This window comes from Bradyrhizobium sp. OK095 (assembly GCF_900109945.1).
Lineage (GTDB): Bacteria > Pseudomonadota > Alphaproteobacteria > Rhizobiales > Xanthobacteraceae > Bradyrhizobium.
On the sequence record NZ_FOBX01000002.1, the window covers coordinates 117,582 to 133,400 of the forward strand.

The 15,819-nt window shown below is 65.7% G+C and carries 15 protein-coding genes; 3 read left to right on the top strand and 12 right to left on the bottom strand.

The window, feature by feature from the left end:
• Nucleotides 1-4: 4 nt before the first annotated feature.
• The 10 genes from BMW89_RS05640 to BMW89_RS05685 all read right to left on the bottom strand — a co-directional run bounded on the left by BMW89_RS05640 (nucleotide 5) and on the right by BMW89_RS05685 (nucleotide 10,731).
• Nucleotides 5-373 carry a Rieske (2Fe-2S) protein gene (locus BMW89_RS05640; RefSeq protein WP_092023633.1) on the bottom strand — a complete coding sequence of 123 codons (369 nt, stop codon included), beginning with the start codon at nucleotides 371-373 and terminating at the stop codon, nucleotides 5-7.
• Nucleotides 345-1,049, bottom strand: coding sequence for an ABC transporter ATP-binding protein (locus BMW89_RS05645; protein ID WP_177195847.1), 705 nt, complete (start codon nucleotides 1,047-1,049; stop codon nucleotides 345-347). Before BMW89_RS05645 ends, BMW89_RS05640 begins: the two co-directional genes overlap by 29 nt.
• On the bottom strand, nucleotides 1,042-1,824 hold the full coding sequence (locus BMW89_RS05650) for an ABC transporter ATP-binding protein (protein WP_177195848.1): 783 nt from the start codon (nucleotides 1,822-1,824) through the stop codon (nucleotides 1,042-1,044). Before BMW89_RS05650 ends, BMW89_RS05645 begins: the two co-directional genes overlap by 8 nt.
• Nucleotides 1,824-2,861 (bottom strand): branched-chain amino acid ABC transporter permease, encoded by a 1,038-nt coding sequence (locus BMW89_RS05655; RefSeq protein ID WP_092023640.1) that lies wholly within the window; start codon nucleotides 2,859-2,861, stop codon nucleotides 1,824-1,826. The genes BMW89_RS05650 and BMW89_RS05655 overlap by 1 nt, the downstream gene beginning before the upstream one ends.
• Nucleotides 2,858-3,730 carry a branched-chain amino acid ABC transporter permease gene (locus BMW89_RS05660; RefSeq protein WP_177195849.1) on the bottom strand — a complete coding sequence of 291 codons (873 nt, stop codon included), beginning with the start codon at nucleotides 3,728-3,730 and terminating at the stop codon, nucleotides 2,858-2,860. The genes BMW89_RS05655 and BMW89_RS05660 overlap by 4 nt, the downstream gene beginning before the upstream one ends.
• Before the next feature lie 67 nt (nucleotides 3,731-3,797).
• Nucleotides 3,798-4,952 (bottom strand): ABC transporter substrate-binding protein, encoded by a 1,155-nt coding sequence (locus BMW89_RS05665; RefSeq protein WP_092023642.1) that lies wholly within the window; start codon nucleotides 4,950-4,952, stop codon nucleotides 3,798-3,800.
• 75 nt (nucleotides 4,953-5,027) lie between these two features.
• A complete protein-coding gene (locus tag BMW89_RS05670) occupies nucleotides 5,028-6,221 on the bottom strand; it encodes a xanthine dehydrogenase family Fe-S subunit (protein WP_092023644.1) in 1,194 nt (397 codons plus the stop codon).
• Nucleotides 6,218-7,054, bottom strand: coding sequence for an FAD binding domain-containing protein (locus BMW89_RS05675; protein WP_092023646.1), 837 nt, complete (start codon nucleotides 7,052-7,054; stop codon nucleotides 6,218-6,220). Before BMW89_RS05675 ends, BMW89_RS05670 begins: the two co-directional genes overlap by 4 nt.
• Nucleotides 7,051-9,444, bottom strand: coding sequence for a xanthine dehydrogenase family protein molybdopterin-binding subunit (locus BMW89_RS05680; RefSeq protein WP_092023648.1), 2,394 nt, complete (start codon nucleotides 9,442-9,444; stop codon nucleotides 7,051-7,053). The genes BMW89_RS05675 and BMW89_RS05680 overlap by 4 nt, the downstream gene beginning before the upstream one ends.
• A gap of 9 nt (nucleotides 9,445-9,453) precedes the next feature.
• Entirely contained in the window at nucleotides 9,454-10,731 is a 1,278-nt protein-coding gene (locus BMW89_RS05685) for an amidohydrolase/deacetylase family metallohydrolase (RefSeq protein WP_092023650.1), read from the bottom strand.
• A gap of 186 nt (nucleotides 10,732-10,917) precedes the next feature.
• On the opposite strand from BMW89_RS05685, the gene BMW89_RS05690 reads away from it, so the two are divergent.
• The 3 genes from BMW89_RS05690 to BMW89_RS05700 all read left to right on the top strand — a co-directional run bounded on the left by BMW89_RS05690 (nucleotide 10,918) and on the right by BMW89_RS05700 (nucleotide 14,070).
• Nucleotides 10,918-11,412, top strand: a complete 495-nt coding sequence (locus BMW89_RS05690; protein WP_244547537.1) for a MarR family winged helix-turn-helix transcriptional regulator — start codon at nucleotides 10,918-10,920, stop codon at nucleotides 11,410-11,412.
• Between the two features lie 279 nt (nucleotides 11,413-11,691).
• Nucleotides 11,692-13,110, top strand: a complete 1,419-nt coding sequence (locus BMW89_RS05695) for a cytosine permease (protein ID WP_177195850.1) — start codon at nucleotides 11,692-11,694, stop codon at nucleotides 13,108-13,110.
• 9 nt (nucleotides 13,111-13,119) lie between these two features.
• Entirely contained in the window at nucleotides 13,120-14,070 is a 951-nt protein-coding gene (locus BMW89_RS05700; protein WP_092023652.1) for an acetamidase/formamidase family protein, read from the top strand.
• Here the strand turns inward: BMW89_RS05700 and BMW89_RS05705 are convergent.
• Nucleotides 14,067-14,777, bottom strand: coding sequence for an RraA family protein (locus tag BMW89_RS05705; RefSeq protein WP_092023654.1), 711 nt, complete (start codon nucleotides 14,775-14,777; stop codon nucleotides 14,067-14,069). The two genes, BMW89_RS05700 and BMW89_RS05705, sit on opposite strands and share 4 nt — an antisense overlap.
• Nucleotides 14,778-14,830: 53 nt before the next feature.
• Nucleotides 14,831-15,814 (bottom strand): flavin reductase family protein, encoded by a 984-nt coding sequence (locus BMW89_RS05710; protein WP_092023657.1) that lies wholly within the window; start codon nucleotides 15,812-15,814, stop codon nucleotides 14,831-14,833.
• Between the last annotated feature and the right edge of the window lie 5 nt (nucleotides 15,815-15,819).

Genomic DNA, 15,819 nt, shown 5'->3' on the forward strand with positions numbered 1-15,819 from the left:
GGCGTCATCGCCCGGATCGTCGCTCCGGTACCTCGAGCCAGATCTGCTCTCCCGTGATGCGCACCGGATAGAGCCGCAACGGTGGGCTCGGCCATCCCGCAGTGATCGCCCCATCGCTTAAATCGAATGATGCGGCATGGCGCGGGCAGAACAGGCGCTTCTCCGCGACGTGCCCCAGACCGAGATCGGCCTGTTCGTGCGGGCACGCGCGTTCGCAGGCGACCACATCGCCTTCGTTCCAGATCAGGAGCAGATCGCGCCCGGCAACGCGAACGATCGTCTCTGCCTTCAATCGGCCGAGACCGCAGACCGGAATCCACCCCGCGTCCGCGTGGCCATCCGCATCATCCACCGAGATAGGCCTTCCGCACATGCTCGTTCTCGATCAACTCGGAGCCTGCGCCTGAAAGCACGATGCGGCCGCTCTCGAGCAGATAGGCATGGTCGCACATCTCGAGCGCGGCAAACGCGTTCTGCTCGACCAGCAGCACCGTGGTGCCGGCATCGCGAATGCCGCGGATGATCGCAAAGGTACGGTCGACGATATTGGGTGCGAGCCCGAGCGAGGGCTCGTCGAACATGATCAGCCGCGGCCGCGACATCAGCGCGCGCCCGATCGCCAGCATCTGCTGCTCGCCGCCGGACAGCGTGCCCGCCGCCTGCTTGCGCCGCTCGGCAAGCCGCGGAAACTCCGTGTAGATGCGATCGCGATCGGCCGCGATCTCCCCTGAACCACGACGGAGGTAAGCCCCCATGTCGAGATTTTCCTCGACACTCATATGCGGAAACACGCGCCGCCCTTCCGGACAATGCGCGATGCCGCTCGCCAGCACACGCGGCGGCTTCGCCCCGGTGATGTCGGTGCCCTCGAACCGCATCTGCCCGGAACGGGGCGGCACCAGGCCGGAAATCGCGCGCAGCGTCGTGCTCTTGCCGGCGCCGTTGGCGCCGATCAGCGCGACCAGCTGCCCGGCCTTGACGTCGAGCGAGATGCCGCGCAGCGCGGTAACGCCGCCATAGCCGCACACTATGTCGCGGATCTCAAGCACGCGCCGCTCCATGTCCGAGATAGGCCTCGATCACGGCGGGATCGTTGCGGATCAATTCAGGCGTACCTTCCGCGATGATGCGGCCGTAGTTGAGCACCACGATGCGGTCCGAGACCGTCATCACCATCGGCATGTCGTGCTCGACCAGCAGGATGGTGATGCCGCGATCACGAATGCTGCGGATCAGCTCGACAAAGCGATGCGTCTCCGAGGCATTCATGCCGGAGACGGGCTCGTCGAGCAGCAGCATCGAAGGCTCGGCCGCAAGCGCCAGCGCGACGCCGACGAGACGCTGCTCGCCGTAAGAGAGCGAGCCGGCCGCGTCATGCGCGCGGCGTTCGAGACCGACCCATTCGATCAGCTCGCCCGCACGCTGCCGCAGCTTGCGCTCCGAGGCGCGCGCGCTCGGCAGCCCCAGGATGGCGTCGAGCAGCCGGACCCGGCCCTGCCGATGCAAGCCGATCAGGAGATTGTCGTAGACGGTGTCATTGGGAAACACGCTGGTGCGCTGGAAAGTGCGGATCAGGCCGAGATCAGCGATCTCGTGCGGCTTCAATCCGTTGAGCGCGGTGTCACGATAGGTGACGCGGCCCGCGCTCGGAGTCAAAAAGCCGGTCATGACGTTGAAGGCCGTGGTCTTGCCGGCGCCGTTGGGCCCGATCAGGCTGACGATCTCGCCCTCGCCCACGGTAAAACTCATGTCGGAGATCGCGACCAGCCCGCCGAAGCGCACCGCGACCTGCTCGATCGTCATGGCAACGCTGCGCGCAATCATCACGCCCGCTCCTCGACGCCGGTCTCAGTGAGCGCCAGCGCCTTCGCCCCGCTCCGCCGCCTCGTCAATCGCTGCGCCAGCGACGGCACGATGCCGCGCGGCAGCACGAACAGGATCGCCATGAGCACGCCACCATAGGCGATCCACTGCGCCTCCGGCGCCATCACCGGACGCAGTGCGACCGGCAGCAGCCCGAAGATGAGGCCGCCGACGACGGGCCCTGCCAGCGAGCCTTTGCCACCTGAGATCACCATGATCACCATGGTGACGGTGTTGATGAAGGCGAACACTTCGGGGTCGATGATCCGGATGTAGTGCGCATAGAGGCTGCCGGCCGCGCCGGCGATTGCGGCCGAGATGACGGCCGCCAGTGTCAGGGTCTTCGTCACGTCGATACCGACGGAGACGGCCAGCGTCTCGTTCTCCATCAGCCCGCGCATGGCGCGACCGAAATGGGACCGAACGAGGCGCGCGATCAGCAGATAGGCAATCAGCGCGACCACCAGCACGAGATAATAGTTCTGCATCTTGGTGCGCAGCGTCAGCTCGCTGAGGCCGGGCAAAGGCAGCGCAATCGAAGGAATATTGGTCAGCGCCAGCGGGCCTTGCGTTAGCTCGACCCAGTTCAGCGCGACCAGCCGCACGACCTCGGCAAAGGAGATCGTCACGATGACGAAATAAGCACCGCGAACCCGGAACGAGAGCAGCCCGACGAAATAGCCGCACAATCCGGCAGCCAGAATCGCGAACACCAACCCTATGATCGGCGGCCACGGTTCGTGGACCACGCGAAAGCCTCCGGGCAGGCCGACATCGAAGCCAAGCGACGTCAGCGCGCTGACATAGGCGCCGATGCCGAAGAAGGCGATGTGACCGAGGCTGAGCTGGCCGGTAAAGCCGAGCAGCAGATTGAGGCTCATCGCGCCGATGACGAAGATGCCGGTCGTGATCAGCGCGTTGAGGAGATAGGGGTCCCGCAGCCAGAGCGGCACCGAGGCAAGGGCCACGACGGCGAGGATGGTGATGACTGCCTTCATCCGACGCGCTCCGCGCGCGCGAACAGGCCGGTCGGCTTGAAGATGAGGACCGCGATGATGATCAGGAAACCCATGGCATCGCGGTAGCCGGACGAGACGTAGCCGGCGCCAAGTTCCTCGGCCAACGCCAGAATGAAGCCGCCGATCACCGCGCCCGTGATGTTGCCGAGGCCGCCGAGGATGACGATGGCGAACGCCTTGACGGCGGCGAGGTCCCCCATTTGCGGGAAGATGACGTAGACCGGCCCGAGCAGAGCGCCTGCGGCGGCGGCAAGGCTGGAGCCGATCGCGAAGGTCGAGGTGTAGATCATGTCGACATTGACGCCCATCAGCGAGGCCGTGTCGTGGTCCTGGAACGTCGCCCGCATCGCGCGTCCCAGGCTGGTCTTGTTGATCAGCAAATACGTCACCACGATCAGCAGTGCCGCGGCGGCCAGGACGAACAGGCGCAGCCACGAGACCGATACCGGTCCGACCACCAGCGGCGCATCGGGAAATGGTGTTGCCACCGACTTGGCGACACCGCCCCAGATCCACAGCGTGCCCGACTGCATCGCGATCCAGGCGCCGATCATGACCAGCATCGTGGTGTCGATGTCGGAGCCGCGCAGCGGCCGCAGCAATGTGAGCTCAATCGCCGCCCCCAGCAGCCATCCGGCCAACACCGCCACGGGCAAGGCCAGGAAGAAGTTCAGTCCGAACTGCTGCACCACGATGAACGTGATGTAGGCGCCGAACGTGTAGAGCACGCCGTGCGTGAAATTCACGACGTTCATGATGCCGAAGATCAGCGTCAGCCCGATGCCCAGCAGCGCATAGGTGCCGCCGAGCACGAGCATGTTGACCATATGCTGGAGGAATTCGCTCAAAGCCGTTCCCGAATAGCCCGCGATGCGGCGAGAGTGGCGCTGTGCCACCCTCGCCCTTGACGTGACGTCAGAGCGTCTTCATCTCGACCTTGCCGTCGTTGATCTCGATCAGATAGACGTTCGGCTGGCTCTGACCGCTCTCCTTGCCCTCGGGGCCGGACTTGCGGAACACGATGTCGCCGTTCAGCCCCTTGATGTTGATATCCCAGAGCGCCGCCTTGATCGCAGCCGGCTCGGCCTTGCCGGCCTTCTCGATCGCCGCAGCAGCAGTACGGATGCCGTCATAACCGCGGAAACTCTCGGTGCAGCCGGCGAACTCGAAACCGCGCTTCTTCCATTCGGTGATGAAATAGTTGGTCGCCTCCGGGTTCGGCGTCTTGTCGGGGAACCAGGGCAGGAAGGTGGTCAGATGCATAGTGCCGTTGGCGGCCGCTCCCGCCTGGGCGATGATCTGGTCCGGGTTCTGCGAGCCGCCGGTGGTGATGATGCGCTTCTTCAAACCGAGCGCTGCCGCCTGCTTGAAGATCAGCGTGAGCTGGTCGACCGCGGTGGTAACGATAACAGTCTCGGAATCCGAGCTCTTGATTTTGGAGAGCTGCGCGCTCATGTCCTGCGCGCCCTGATCCATGGTCTCGACGAGGCCGATGGTGATGCCCTTGTCCTTCATCATCTTGCTGAAGTCTTCGGCGGTGCCGCGGCCCCAGTCGTTGTTGATGACGAGGAAGTCGACCTTCTTCAGCGCGAGCTTGTCGACGATGTTCTTGAACGCAGCCGCCTCGACCGCCGAGGGCGGCGAGATGCGGAAGATGAAAGGGTTGCCGGTCGTCGTGATCTTGCCGGAGGACGAGGTCTCCACCACCATCGGTGTCTCGTATTCCATCAGCTTCGGCATCACCGCGAGGGTCAGGCTCGAGCCCCAGGCACCCATCAACACCGGCACCTTGTCGCTGGTGATGAGTTTTTCGGCGACGGCGGCAGCTTCCGTCGGGTTGCTCTTGTTGTCCTCGATCACCAGCTCGATCTTCTTGCCGAGAACGCCGCCCTTGGCGTTGATCTCGTCGGCGGCGATCTTGGCGCCGTTGACGACATAAGTGCCGGAGGCCGCGAATGCGCCGGTGAGCGGCTCATTGACGCCGATCTTGATGGTCTGCGCCCCCGCCGTGCCGCCGAACAAGGCCGCGGCCAGCGCGACTGTCCCAGTCAGTCCGAGTGCTCGTGTCATGTTGTCTCTCCAAATCCCACGCTGTTGATGTCTAGCAGTCCAGGCTTCGTCACTCCGCGGCGCGAACCGCGCCGGTCATTCCGCGCCACCTTTCCCGGTGAAGACGCGGCCAAACATGCGCGCGAGCCGGGCGCGCAAAACATCCGATGCAATCGACCAGACGCTGAGCTCGACCGCCTGCCCCGACGGCGCGCCCGACATGTGACGGTCGAGATTTCCCGCGAACTCCGCAATCAGGCGTCTGGCGAGATCGCGCACCAGGCCGGGCCGGCCGAATTGCGCCAGCATTCCCGTGAGCGTGTAGCCGATCGACAGTTCGACAGCGGTCGCCGCGCCGCCTTCGAGCGGCACGAGCTGATAGCGGATTTCACCTTGCGTGGCCGAGTGGCTGCGCTGGTCGGTGCCGATGCCGACAATACGGCCGGAGAGCGTCGCGGGATCGCGTGCGATGCGCGCGGCCCCCTCGAAGGCCGCCGCGATCGGCCCGAGCCTGACGCGGATCATGCCTTCCACGCGCTCAGGCCTTGGCGGCGCCGTCAGCGATACCCCGGGCAAGCAGGCCGCGATGGCTGCGATATCATCGAACATCGCAAACACTTTTGCCGGCGCGTGCGCCAGCGTGAAGCGCTGGTCGAGTACGGTTGCCGGGGTGAAGTCCGGGATTTTGGCCGGTGCAGCACCCTCCGATGCCGGCGCCAGTGCCTGCGGCACAAGCCGTGGTTCGTTCGGGCTAGATGTGGCTCTCCCCGATCCGACGGGGCCGAGACTGGTCCGGCCGCCATCGGCCTGCGGCGCAATGTTGCGCGCCCGCCTTGCCTCAATCACGGACTGCACGGCCCTGACGACGCCGACATAGCCGGTGCAGCGGCAGAGATTGCCACTCAACCCAACGCGAATGCGTCGTTCGTCGGCGTCGGGCAGACGCAGCACCAGGTCGCGCGCGGAGACCAGCATGCCGGGCGTGCAATAGCCGCACTGCAGGGCATGTTCCCGGGTGAAGGCGGCGCGCAGTTCGGCCGTGACCTCGTCCTCGTCGAGGCCTTCGATCGTGGTGACGTCGGCGCCCTCGCAGGCCACCGCATAGGTGATGCAGGAACGCGCCGGCACGCCGTCGAGCAGCACGGTGCAGGCGCCGCAAACGCCGTGCTCGCAGCCGAGATGCGTGCCCGTCAAATCGAGCTTGTCGCGGACGAAATCGGCAAGGCTGGTGCGCGGTTCGGCCGAAAACTCCACCGCACGGCGATTGACCTGAAGCGCGATCGTGGTCATGCGGCGGCCTCCAGGACGGCGCGCTTCAACACGCTGACATGGATATGGCGCTGCGCGGCGTCGTCGATGCCGGCCCCGACGAGAAGAGCATCGGCGACACGGACGTCGAAACGCTGCTTGTAGTCGGCCGCGATCCGCCCGCCGAACAACTCGGCGGCATCCGTCACGACGATCGGCGTCGTGTCGATCGCACCGATCACGACGCGCGCCGAGGCGGCGGCGGGATTAATCAGCACCGCACCGATGGCATGGGCAAACTCGCCGGTCTTGCGGCAGCTCTTGGCATAGCCCCAATGTGCCGATGCTGCGCGGGCCGGGACGTGGATAGCCTCGACGATCTCGCCCGGGTGTAACGCCGATTCCAGCGCACCGAGAACAAATGCATCTACGGCTAGCGTGCGCGCGCCGGCAAGGCTGCGCAGCGTCACGCGCGCGCCCAAGGCCGCCAGTGCCGAAATCCAGTCCGCGGCGGGATCGGCGTGGCTGAGCGATCCGCCGATGGTGCCGCGGTTGCGCACCGCGCGATAGGCGATGTTGGCCGCAACGCCGCGCATGGCGCCGCGGGTTACGTCGGCGGTGCGCCCGTCCTCGATATCGGCATGGGTGACCAGAGCCCCGAGCACCAGCTCGTTGCCGACGACCTCCGCCCGCTTGAGCTCGGCAAGGCCCGAGATGTCGACGATCAGCTCCGGCTGAACCAGCCGCAGATTGAGCATCGGGCCGAGCGACTGCCCACCGGCGATGATCTTTGCCGACGCGCTGTTTGCCGCGAGCATCGACAGCGCCGCGTCGAGATCGCGCGGACGCTCGTAGCTAAAGGGCGCCGGCTTCATGCCGCGCTCCTATCCGCTGCACGCGCAGCCAGCACGGCCGCGACGACACGGTGCGGCGTGATCGGCGACTGCATCAGCTCGACACCGAGCGGGCGCAGCGCGTCGTTGACGGCGTTGGCGATCGCGGCCGGCGGCGCGATCGCACCGCCCTCGCCGATGCCCTTCACGCCGAACTGCGTATAGGGCGACGGCGTCTCCATGTGATCGAGGCGCGCGGCCGGAACCTCGGTCGGGCCCGGCAGCAGATAATCGGCAAGCGTCGTCGCCAGCGGCTGGCCGGAGGCATCGAACGGCATTTCCTCGTAGAGCGCGGTGCCGATGCCTTGCGCGAGACCGCCATAGATCTGGCCGTCGACCACAAGCGGATTGACCAGGACGCCACCGTCCTCGACGATCACATAGTCAAGAATTTCCACCTCGCCGAGATCAGGATCGACCGCGACAAGGGCCGCATGCGCAGCGTAGCTGAAGGTGCCGCTGTCGCGCACGGGCTTGTAGCCTTGCGTCACCTCGAGCCCGCCGGGATCGACGTCCGCCGGCAGGTCTTGCGGGCGCCGATACCAGGTGTGGGCGATCGCCTTCAGGCTGACGCTGCCGTTGACGCCGCGCACCTCGCCATTCTGCAACACCACCGCGGCCGGATCGTGCTGCAACAGCTTCGCGCCGATGCGCCTGGCACGTTCGCCGAGCTCGCGGCAGGCGGTGGCCACCGCGCCGCCCGCCATCACCATCGAGCGCGAGCCCCAGGTGCCGGTCGAATAGGGCGTCATCGCGGTGTCGCCGAGGATGATGCGGATTTTTGCGACGTCGATGCCGAGCATCTCGTGCGCGACCTGGGCGAGCGTGGTCTCCAGGCCCTGCCCGTGCGAATGCACGCCGACGCGCAATTCGAGGCCGCCATCCGGCGTCAGCCGTGCGGACGCCTGCTCATGCCCCGGCACCATCGGAATGCCCCAGCCGGCATAAACCGAGGTGCCGTGCGCGGCCTGCTCGCAATAGATAGAGATTCCGACGCCGATGCGGCGGCCGTCGGCCTCGCCCTCGCGTTGCCTGGCGCGAATGGAATCGATGTCGATCGCGGCCAGCGCGCGGCGCATTGCTTCCGGATAATCGCCGCTGTCAAAATGCTTCCTGGTGATGTTGTCGAACGGCATCTGCTCCGGCAGCACCAGATTGCGCAACCTGACTTCACCGGGCTCAAGGCCGGCTTCGGCCGCCACGAGATCGAGCATCAGCTCCAACGCGAAGCAGACGCCGGTGCGCGCCACGCCGCGATACGGCAGGATCGGGCATTTGTTGGTGGCGACCGAGAAGGTGCGGCAGCGATAGGCCGGCATCTTGTAGGGGCCGGGCAGGATGCTCGCGACCTGGGCGGCTTCGAGGCAGGCCGAGAACGGATAGGACGAGTAGGCGCCGGAATCCACCGTCGCCTCGCAATCGATGCCGCGCAGCGTGCCGTCGCTGTCAGCATAGAGCGTGATCTTGTAATGATGCTCGCGGCAATTGGAGCTGGCGACGAGGTGCTCGCGGCGATCCTCGATCCAGCGCACGGGATGACCGCGCTGCATGGTCAGCCAGGACAGGCAGACCTCTTCGGGCAGCAAAATCCCCTTGTGGCCGAACCCGCCGCCGACATCGGGCGAGATGACGCGGATCTGGCCCTCCTCCATATCAAGGCATTCGGCAAGGCCGCTGCGCGTGATGTGCGGCATCTGCGCCGCGGAATGCAGCGTCAGCTGGTCGAGCCGCCGGTCGAAGGTCGCGACCACGCCGCGCCCCTCCAGCGGCGACATGCATTGCCGCGCGGTCGAGATCTCGCGCGTCACCTTGATCGGCGCGTCGAGTGCTGCGGAGATATCGACCTCGTAATTGGTCTCCAGGAAAACGTTGTCGCCCCAATGCTCATGCACCAGCGCCGAGCCGGGCTCGCGCGCCTTCAGCATGTCGGTGATCGCAGGCAGCTCCTCCAGATCGAGCGTCACGGAGGCCGCGATGTCCTCGGCCTCGGCGCGCGTCGGCGCGAGGCACATCGCGACGAGCTCGCCGACCTGGCGGACCTTGCCGGTGGCCAGCACCGGCTGCTCGGAAATCTTGAAGCCCGGCAATCCCGACACTGCGCGGATCGGCTTGATGCCGACGAGGTCTGCTGCCGTGAAGACGCTGCCGCGATGGCGTTCGGGCACGTGGATTCCACGGATCCGCGCATGCGCCAGCGGGCTGCGCACGAAGGCGACGTCGTGAAGGCCGGCGAGCCTGATGTCGGCGACGTACTGGCCGCGGCCCCGCATCAGGCGGTCGTCCTCCTTGCGCGGCAGCCGTGCGCCCACGCCCTGCCCGGATTTGCCCGAAGGAAACTCCCGCTCGTTGCGCAAATCCGCGCCCTCCTTCACCGCCCGGCCTTACGCCGCGACGGCTTGCGGCAGGATCGGCGCGACCGCGTCGAAGCGCGTGCCGGCGCGCAGGCAGAACGCCGGCTGAAGCAGGCGCTCGGCGATCACCTCGTTCTTCTCGTTGTCCTTCAGGACGAAACGGCCGTTCTTCTCGGAGAGCACCGAGACGTCGGCGTCCATGCCGACCTTGAGCGCGCCGATCTCCCCGCTGCGGCCGAGCATCTTTGCTGGATTGGAGGTGACCATCGGCACCACCTGCTCCAGCGACAGGCCGAGCGCCATCATCGAGCTCATCGCCTGCACCAGGCTGAACTTGGCCTGGCCCGCGAACGGATGGTTCTCCTCGTCCTCGTGCTGGTCGGGCGTGCCGGCGGGTGCGGGCACATGGGTGTTGTAGCCGTGAATGTCGGCACCCAGCGTATTCGGCATGATGCCGGCGGCGATCGCCTTCTTGGCGAGCCGGTAGGAGAAGTGGCTGCCGTGACCGACATCGACCTTGAGGCCGCGGTCGAGCGCCGCCTGGATCACCGGATGCACCTCGCCCTCGCGGTTGACGAAGCCGCCAGGATGGCGCGTGAACGGGTGGGCGAGCACGTCGCCTTCGCGCAGCAGCGGGATCACGCGCGTGAGGATGGTGTCGGCATCCTCACCGTTGGCGCCGCTCTCGGGCAGGCCCCAGAGCTGGCCGAAATGCACATAGACCGGCAGATCGGCGCGCTTGCCGATCTCCGCCGCCATCTCGATGACGCGAATGCCCCAGCGCGCGAAGCCGCCAATCTCGGCATGCGCCTTGATGCCGCGCACGATGTCGAGATTGGCCGTCGCCGCCTTGACGGTCGCATCGATATCGACGCCGTCGGGGCTGTAGAGCTGCGGATAGAAGTGCCCCTCGAGTCCGCCAACGAGATAGGCCGACAGGAAGGCGTAGACGCGCGACGCCGAGGCTTCCGCGATGAAATGGCGAAAGCCTGGCAGCGTCATGCAGGACGGGCCGCCCTGGTCGACCAGCGTCGTCACGCCCGACTGCACGCCGACCATGTCGGGGTTCATGCCAAAGCGTCCCGAGACATATTGATAGACATGCGCGTGGGTGTCGATCAGGCCGGGCAGCACCAGCTTGCCGCCGACATCGACGACCTCCTTCGCACTGGTCGGCAGGATGTCAGGCGCGACCGCCGCAATCTTGCCGCCGCGAATGGCGACGTCCCTGATGCCGTCCACGCCCGAGGCCGGGCAGATCACGCGACCACCTCGCAGCAGAAGGTCGAAGCTGGCTGTGACGGACATGACGGTCTCCTCTCCTCACACGGGCGATTGCTTCCCGCCCCGAGATTACGAAGCATGCTTCGCATTTCGATATACGAAGTATGCTTCGTATTTTGACAAAAGCAAGCATCATGCCATGATCAAGCGGTGGCGGCCGCGTTCGAATCGAGCTAAGCGCGGCAGGGTTTCGGGTTGGGAGAGCGTGCATTGCGGCAAGCACAGAAGCGTCGCGGCGGGGGCAAGCACCGCCCCTGGCCATTGTCGCAACGTCCCGGCTATCTGATCCGGCGGTTGCACCAGATTCACGTCGCACTGTTTCAGGACGCCTGCGGCGAGTTCGAGGTCACGCCGCTGCAATACAGCCTGCTCTCGGCGCTGGCGGTGCGCGAAACCGCCGATCAGACCAGTTTGGCAGCCGATATCGCTCTCGATCGGACCACGACGACCGGCGCATTGAAGCGGCTCGCCGCACGAAACCTGGTCGAGCGCGCCGTCAACAAGGACGATCGCCGCGCGCGCTTGTGCCGATTGACGCCGGCCGGCGCCGCCCTGCTGGTCAAGATCGAGGGCGCTGCGCGGCAGGCGCATCGTGCGACGCTCGGTGATCTCAGCGAAAAGGAACAGGCGCTCTTCATCGAAATGATGCAGCGCATCGTCGCCGGCAACCCCAGTCGCGACAGCTCCGCTGCCCTATTCGACTAGAAGCTGCTGCTGCACTTTTGAGTTGGGCTGCTTAATTTATCATCGTGCCGCTGCCCGGCTGAGCGACGTCCTCCACCTCTTGCCGGCAAGGCCAACGGATGAGCGATGCCTGAAACGTGCAGCGGCGCGACGTCGTAGCGCGCTTGAAATTTCAGGTGCAATCCGGCGCGGCGCACGTTGCGTCCGGCGTCGGCGCACGCCCTGCTCCGGCCGCCTCGCAACCGATGGCACGATTTATGCTGCGATGATGCGAAGCGTGCTTCGTATTTGGGGGATGTCATGACGGATTCCGAACTTCGCGCTGATATTCACAGCATCGAACCAATTCCCGATGCGGACCGGGACTCGACCGGGCCGCAGCAGATGTGGATCTGGGCCGGCGCCAACATCGCACCGGTAAACTGGGCGCTCGGCGCGCTCGGCATTATTCTGAAGCTCGGCCTGATGGAAACGATCGCGGTCATCGTGCTCGGCAACATCGTCGGCTGCGCGATTTTCGCGACCTTCACGGTGATGGGACACAAGACCGGCGTCAACCAGATGGTGTTGAGCCGCTCCGCCTTCGGCGTCCGCGGCGCCTACCTGCCCAGCATCCTGATGTTCGTGATGACGCTGGGCTGGATCGGCGTCAACACCTACTTCCCGGTCAAGATCTCGATCGGCATCCTCGGCCAGTTCGGCGTGCCCGACACCTGGCTGGTGGAGATCATCATCATCACGCTGGTGATGGCCGCGCAGGTCCTGATCGGCATCTACGGCTTCTACGCGATCCGCACCTTCGAGAAATACACGGTGCCGCCGACCATCGCCATCATGGCGCTGATGAGCGTGCTGGCCTGGACGCGTCCCGGCGTCGTCAACTGGAGCCTTGCGACGTCGCTGCCGCCGGGCGCGCATCTGGCGATGCTGACGCTGCTGATGACCGCGATCGGCGTCGGCTGGGGCATTTCCTGGGTGACCTGGGCGTCCGACTATTCGCGCTTCGTGCCGCGAAGCGTATCGTCGAAATCCGTGTTCTGGTACAGCTATGTCGGCATGTTCGTGCCGACGGTGTGGCTCGGCATTCTCGGCGCGACCATTGCCTCGACGACGCTGGACACCGATCCCGCAAAAATGGTCAGCGCGGTGTTCGGCGGTCCGGTCAGCATCCTCGTTCTCCTGATGGTGCTGCACGGCCCGATTGCCACCAACATCCTCAACGTCTACTCGGCGACGCTGGCGGCGCTGAGCGCTGGGCTCAAGCTCTCGCGCTTCTGGCTCACCGTCATCGTCGGCGTCGCCGGTTATCTGGTCACGCTCTACTTCATCTTCGCGCCGTCCTTCGCGAAGGCGTTCGACAATTGGATGATCAGCCTGCTGCTGTGGATGAGCCCGTGGGCCGGCGTGGTGCTGGCCGACTTCTTCATCAAGCGGAAGGGCAAGATCGAGGTCGCCGAGCTCTATCGCTCACCGGAGACCAGCGCCTATGGCGACATCAACTGGGCCGGCATGGTCGCGTTCTTTGCGGGCCTCGTCGCCGGATGGCTGGTCGAAGACGGTCTCGTCGGCGCGCTGCAAGGACCGGTCTCGATCAACCTGCTCGGCGGCGCCGATCTGAGCTGGCTGTTCGGCATCGGAGTGGCGGGCCTCGTCTATCTTGGGCTCGGCAAGTTCGCGACCTCGCCCTCCTCGATCGTTGCGGGCAGCGCAGGCAGGTAACGACAGATCATGGACTTCGTTCTGCAATCCACGCCCGGAAATGTCCAATGGGGACTCTGGGATGGACGATCGAAACCGGTGCTCCGGATCGCATCCGGAGACCGGGTGACCATCGAGACGCTGTCGGGCGAACCGGACGATCTGCCCGATCCGTCGCTCGGCTATGACATCGTTCCCGGACACGCGGAGGTGCTGGCAAGCACTTTTCGCGGTCCGGGACCGCATCTCCTCACCGGTCCCGTCTACATCGAGGGCAGTGAGCCCGGTGACGTCCTTGAAGTGCGCGTCCTCAACATCGCGCTGCGCTGTAATTGGGGCTGGAATATCCAGGTCCCGACCCTCGGTACCCTGCCGGAGGATTTCCCGGAATTCCGCCGCATCCACATTCCGCTGGACCGAGCGCGCAATGTCGCGCGGCTGCCGTGGGGACAGGAGCTGCCGCTCTCCCCCTTCTTCGGCAATTTCGGCGTCGCGCCGCCGCCGTCCTGGGGCCGACTGTCCTCGAAGGAGCCGCGGGCGTTCGGCGGCAACATGGACAACAAGGAGCTCGGTGCCGGCAGCACGCTGTATTTTCCGGTGTTCGTGCCGGGCGCGCTGTTCTCGGCCGGCGACGGCCACGCGCTCCAGGGCGATGGCGAAGTCTGCCTGACCGCGATCGAGGCCGCGCTCACCGGCACCTTCGAATTCCACGTCCGCCGCGATCTCCACCTCACCTCGCCGCGTGCGGAGACGGCGTCGGACTGGATCACCATGGGATTCGACGAGGATCTCGACGACGCCGCCAAGGCCGCGCTGCGCGACATGATCGCGCTGATCCGGGAGAAAAGCGGCCTCAGCGCGCAGGATGCCTATACGCTCTGCTCGATCGCCGCCGACCTCAGGGTCACGCAGCTGGTCGACGGCAACAAGGGCATTCACTGCGTGCTGGCGAAATCCCGCATGCCCATGAAGCAGATCTAGGTCCGATCGCTCCAGACGGCGTCGATCTCGACGATGCCGGCAGCTTCAAACAAGCTCTTCATCCCCGCGACATCGTAAAGCGTCTGCCCCTCGTCGAGCCGCCGCTTGATCTCGGCTTCCTTGGCCACCCGCGCCTCGGCATCGCGCACCGCAGCCTCGACCTGAGCGGGCGGGATCGCCATGACGCCATCGGCATCGCCGACGATGAGATCACCGGGATTGACGGTGACGCCTGAGACGACCACGGGGACATTGACCGCACCCGGGCCGCGTTTGCCGGGATAGGACACTGAGACGCAGGAGGCGAACACCGGAAACGCCATCTCGGTGATCTGCAGCGTGTCGCGCATTGCGCCGTCGATCACGGCGCCGCCCAATTGCCTGATCCGGCTGTAGTAGCTCGCGATCTCGCCCCACAGCGCGCCCTGCGGCGAGCCACCATTGGTCAGCACGAGGATGTCGCCGGGCGCAGCAACCCGGAACGCCGCATGAAGCATGAGATTATCGCCGGGAAAATTGAACGAGGTGATCGCCTGGCCGCAGATCCGGGCGGCCGGGAACAGGGCGCGCATTTGCGGCTGCATCAGGCACTGCCGGCCGACGACGGGCCCCAATCCCTCATGCAGATCGGCGACATTGATGCGGCTGGCGCGCGCGATAAGCGCGGGATCAAGCCGGGGGATCCGTGTGTAGACGACTGATTGCACTGTGATGTCCTTTCGAAGGTGAAAATAGCCTCGTCAGCGGCGACCGCGCGTCATCACCGGACGACCGCGGGTTTCGGCTCGCTGAGCTGCGTCGAAACCATTGTGCTGAGAACGCGCCTGACGGTTGCGAGATCGCTGTCGGGGATGTCCTGAAACAGGATCGCTTCATTGGCACGCGCATGGGCCACGATCGCGCGAAGGCGCCCTTCCCCTTCCGCGGTCAAACGAATGCGGCCGTGATCATCGACGGCGACCAGCCCCAGCGACACGACCGATTCAAGAAGACTGCGGCTGGCGCCGAAATCGAGGAACAGCTCCGGCATCAACGCGTCGAGCGTGCGGTCGGGCGAGGTCGCCGCGGCGCGCAGCAGCCGCGCCTGCATCAGCGTGAGGCCGAGCCCTTCCGTCTGCCGCCCCTGCTCCAGCCGCGATGCGATGCTGCTGTAAGCGCGGATCATGAGGTTGGACAGCACGCGCTCCTCGCCGCCGTCGGGCCGGTCCGCACTTCCGCCGCCAGCGAAGGCACGCATGTCGGGATGCTCGGCCGAGACTGCATAGCCGCCCCTGACGAACAGCAGCGGCCGCCGATCGTGGCGATGGTAGCGCACGACCTCACCGATCAGGATGAGATGATCGCCGCCATCGAGGGTCTGGCGACAGACGCATTCGAACGAGGCCGCGACGCCGGCGAGCAACGGGGCTGCGCCCTCGCCTGCGCCACAGTCGAGATCCCCAAACTTGTCCGGCCCCGACCGTGCAAAGCGCTGCGACAGCTCGATCTGGTCTTCAGCGAGGACGTTCACGGCGAAATGTGAGCACGCCGCGAAGGCGGCAAAACTCTTGCTCTCCCGGCGGATCGACCACAGTACCAACGGGGGATCGAGCGAGACCGAGGTGAACGAGTTCGATGTCAGGCCGAAGCGCTCGCCGCCCGCCGACGTCGAGATAACAGTGATGCCGGTTGCGAATTCGGCGAGACTACGCCGAAAGCCCTCCAGCTCGACACGGGGGTCTCCACTCTCGATCGGTGATTTCATCAACG

Coding starts and splice junctions, on each gene's coding strand:
- BMW89_RS05640 (WP_092023633.1), bottom strand. CDS start 373: ATGTGCGGAAGGCCTATCTCGGTGGATGATGCGGATGGCCACGCGGAC.
- BMW89_RS05650 (WP_177195848.1), bottom strand. CDS start 1,824: ATGATTGCGCGCAGCGTTGCCATGACGATCGAGCAGGTCGCGGTGCGC.
- BMW89_RS05655 (WP_092023640.1), bottom strand. CDS start 2,861: ATGAAGGCAGTCATCACCATCCTCGCCGTCGTGGCCCTTGCCTCGGTG.
- BMW89_RS05665 (WP_092023642.1), bottom strand. CDS start 4,952: ATGACACGAGCACTCGGACTGACTGGGACAGTCGCGCTGGCCGCGGCC.
- BMW89_RS05670 (WP_092023644.1), bottom strand. CDS start 6,221: ATGACCACGATCGCGCTTCAGGTCAATCGCCGTGCGGTGGAGTTTTCG.
- BMW89_RS05675 (WP_092023646.1), bottom strand. CDS start 7,054: ATGAAGCCGGCGCCCTTTAGCTACGAGCGTCCGCGCGATCTCGACGCG.
- BMW89_RS05685 (WP_092023650.1), bottom strand. CDS start 10,731: ATGTCCGTCACAGCCAGCTTCGACCTTCTGCTGCGAGGTGGTCGCGTG.
- BMW89_RS05695 (WP_177195850.1), top strand. CDS start 11,692: ATGACGGATTCCGAACTTCGCGCTGATATTCACAGCATCGAACCAATT.
- BMW89_RS05700 (WP_092023652.1), top strand. CDS start 13,120: ATGGACTTCGTTCTGCAATCCACGCCCGGAAATGTCCAATGGGGACTC.
- BMW89_RS05710 (WP_092023657.1), bottom strand. CDS start 15,814: ATGAAATCACCGATCGAGAGTGGAGACCCCCGTGTCGAGCTGGAGGGC.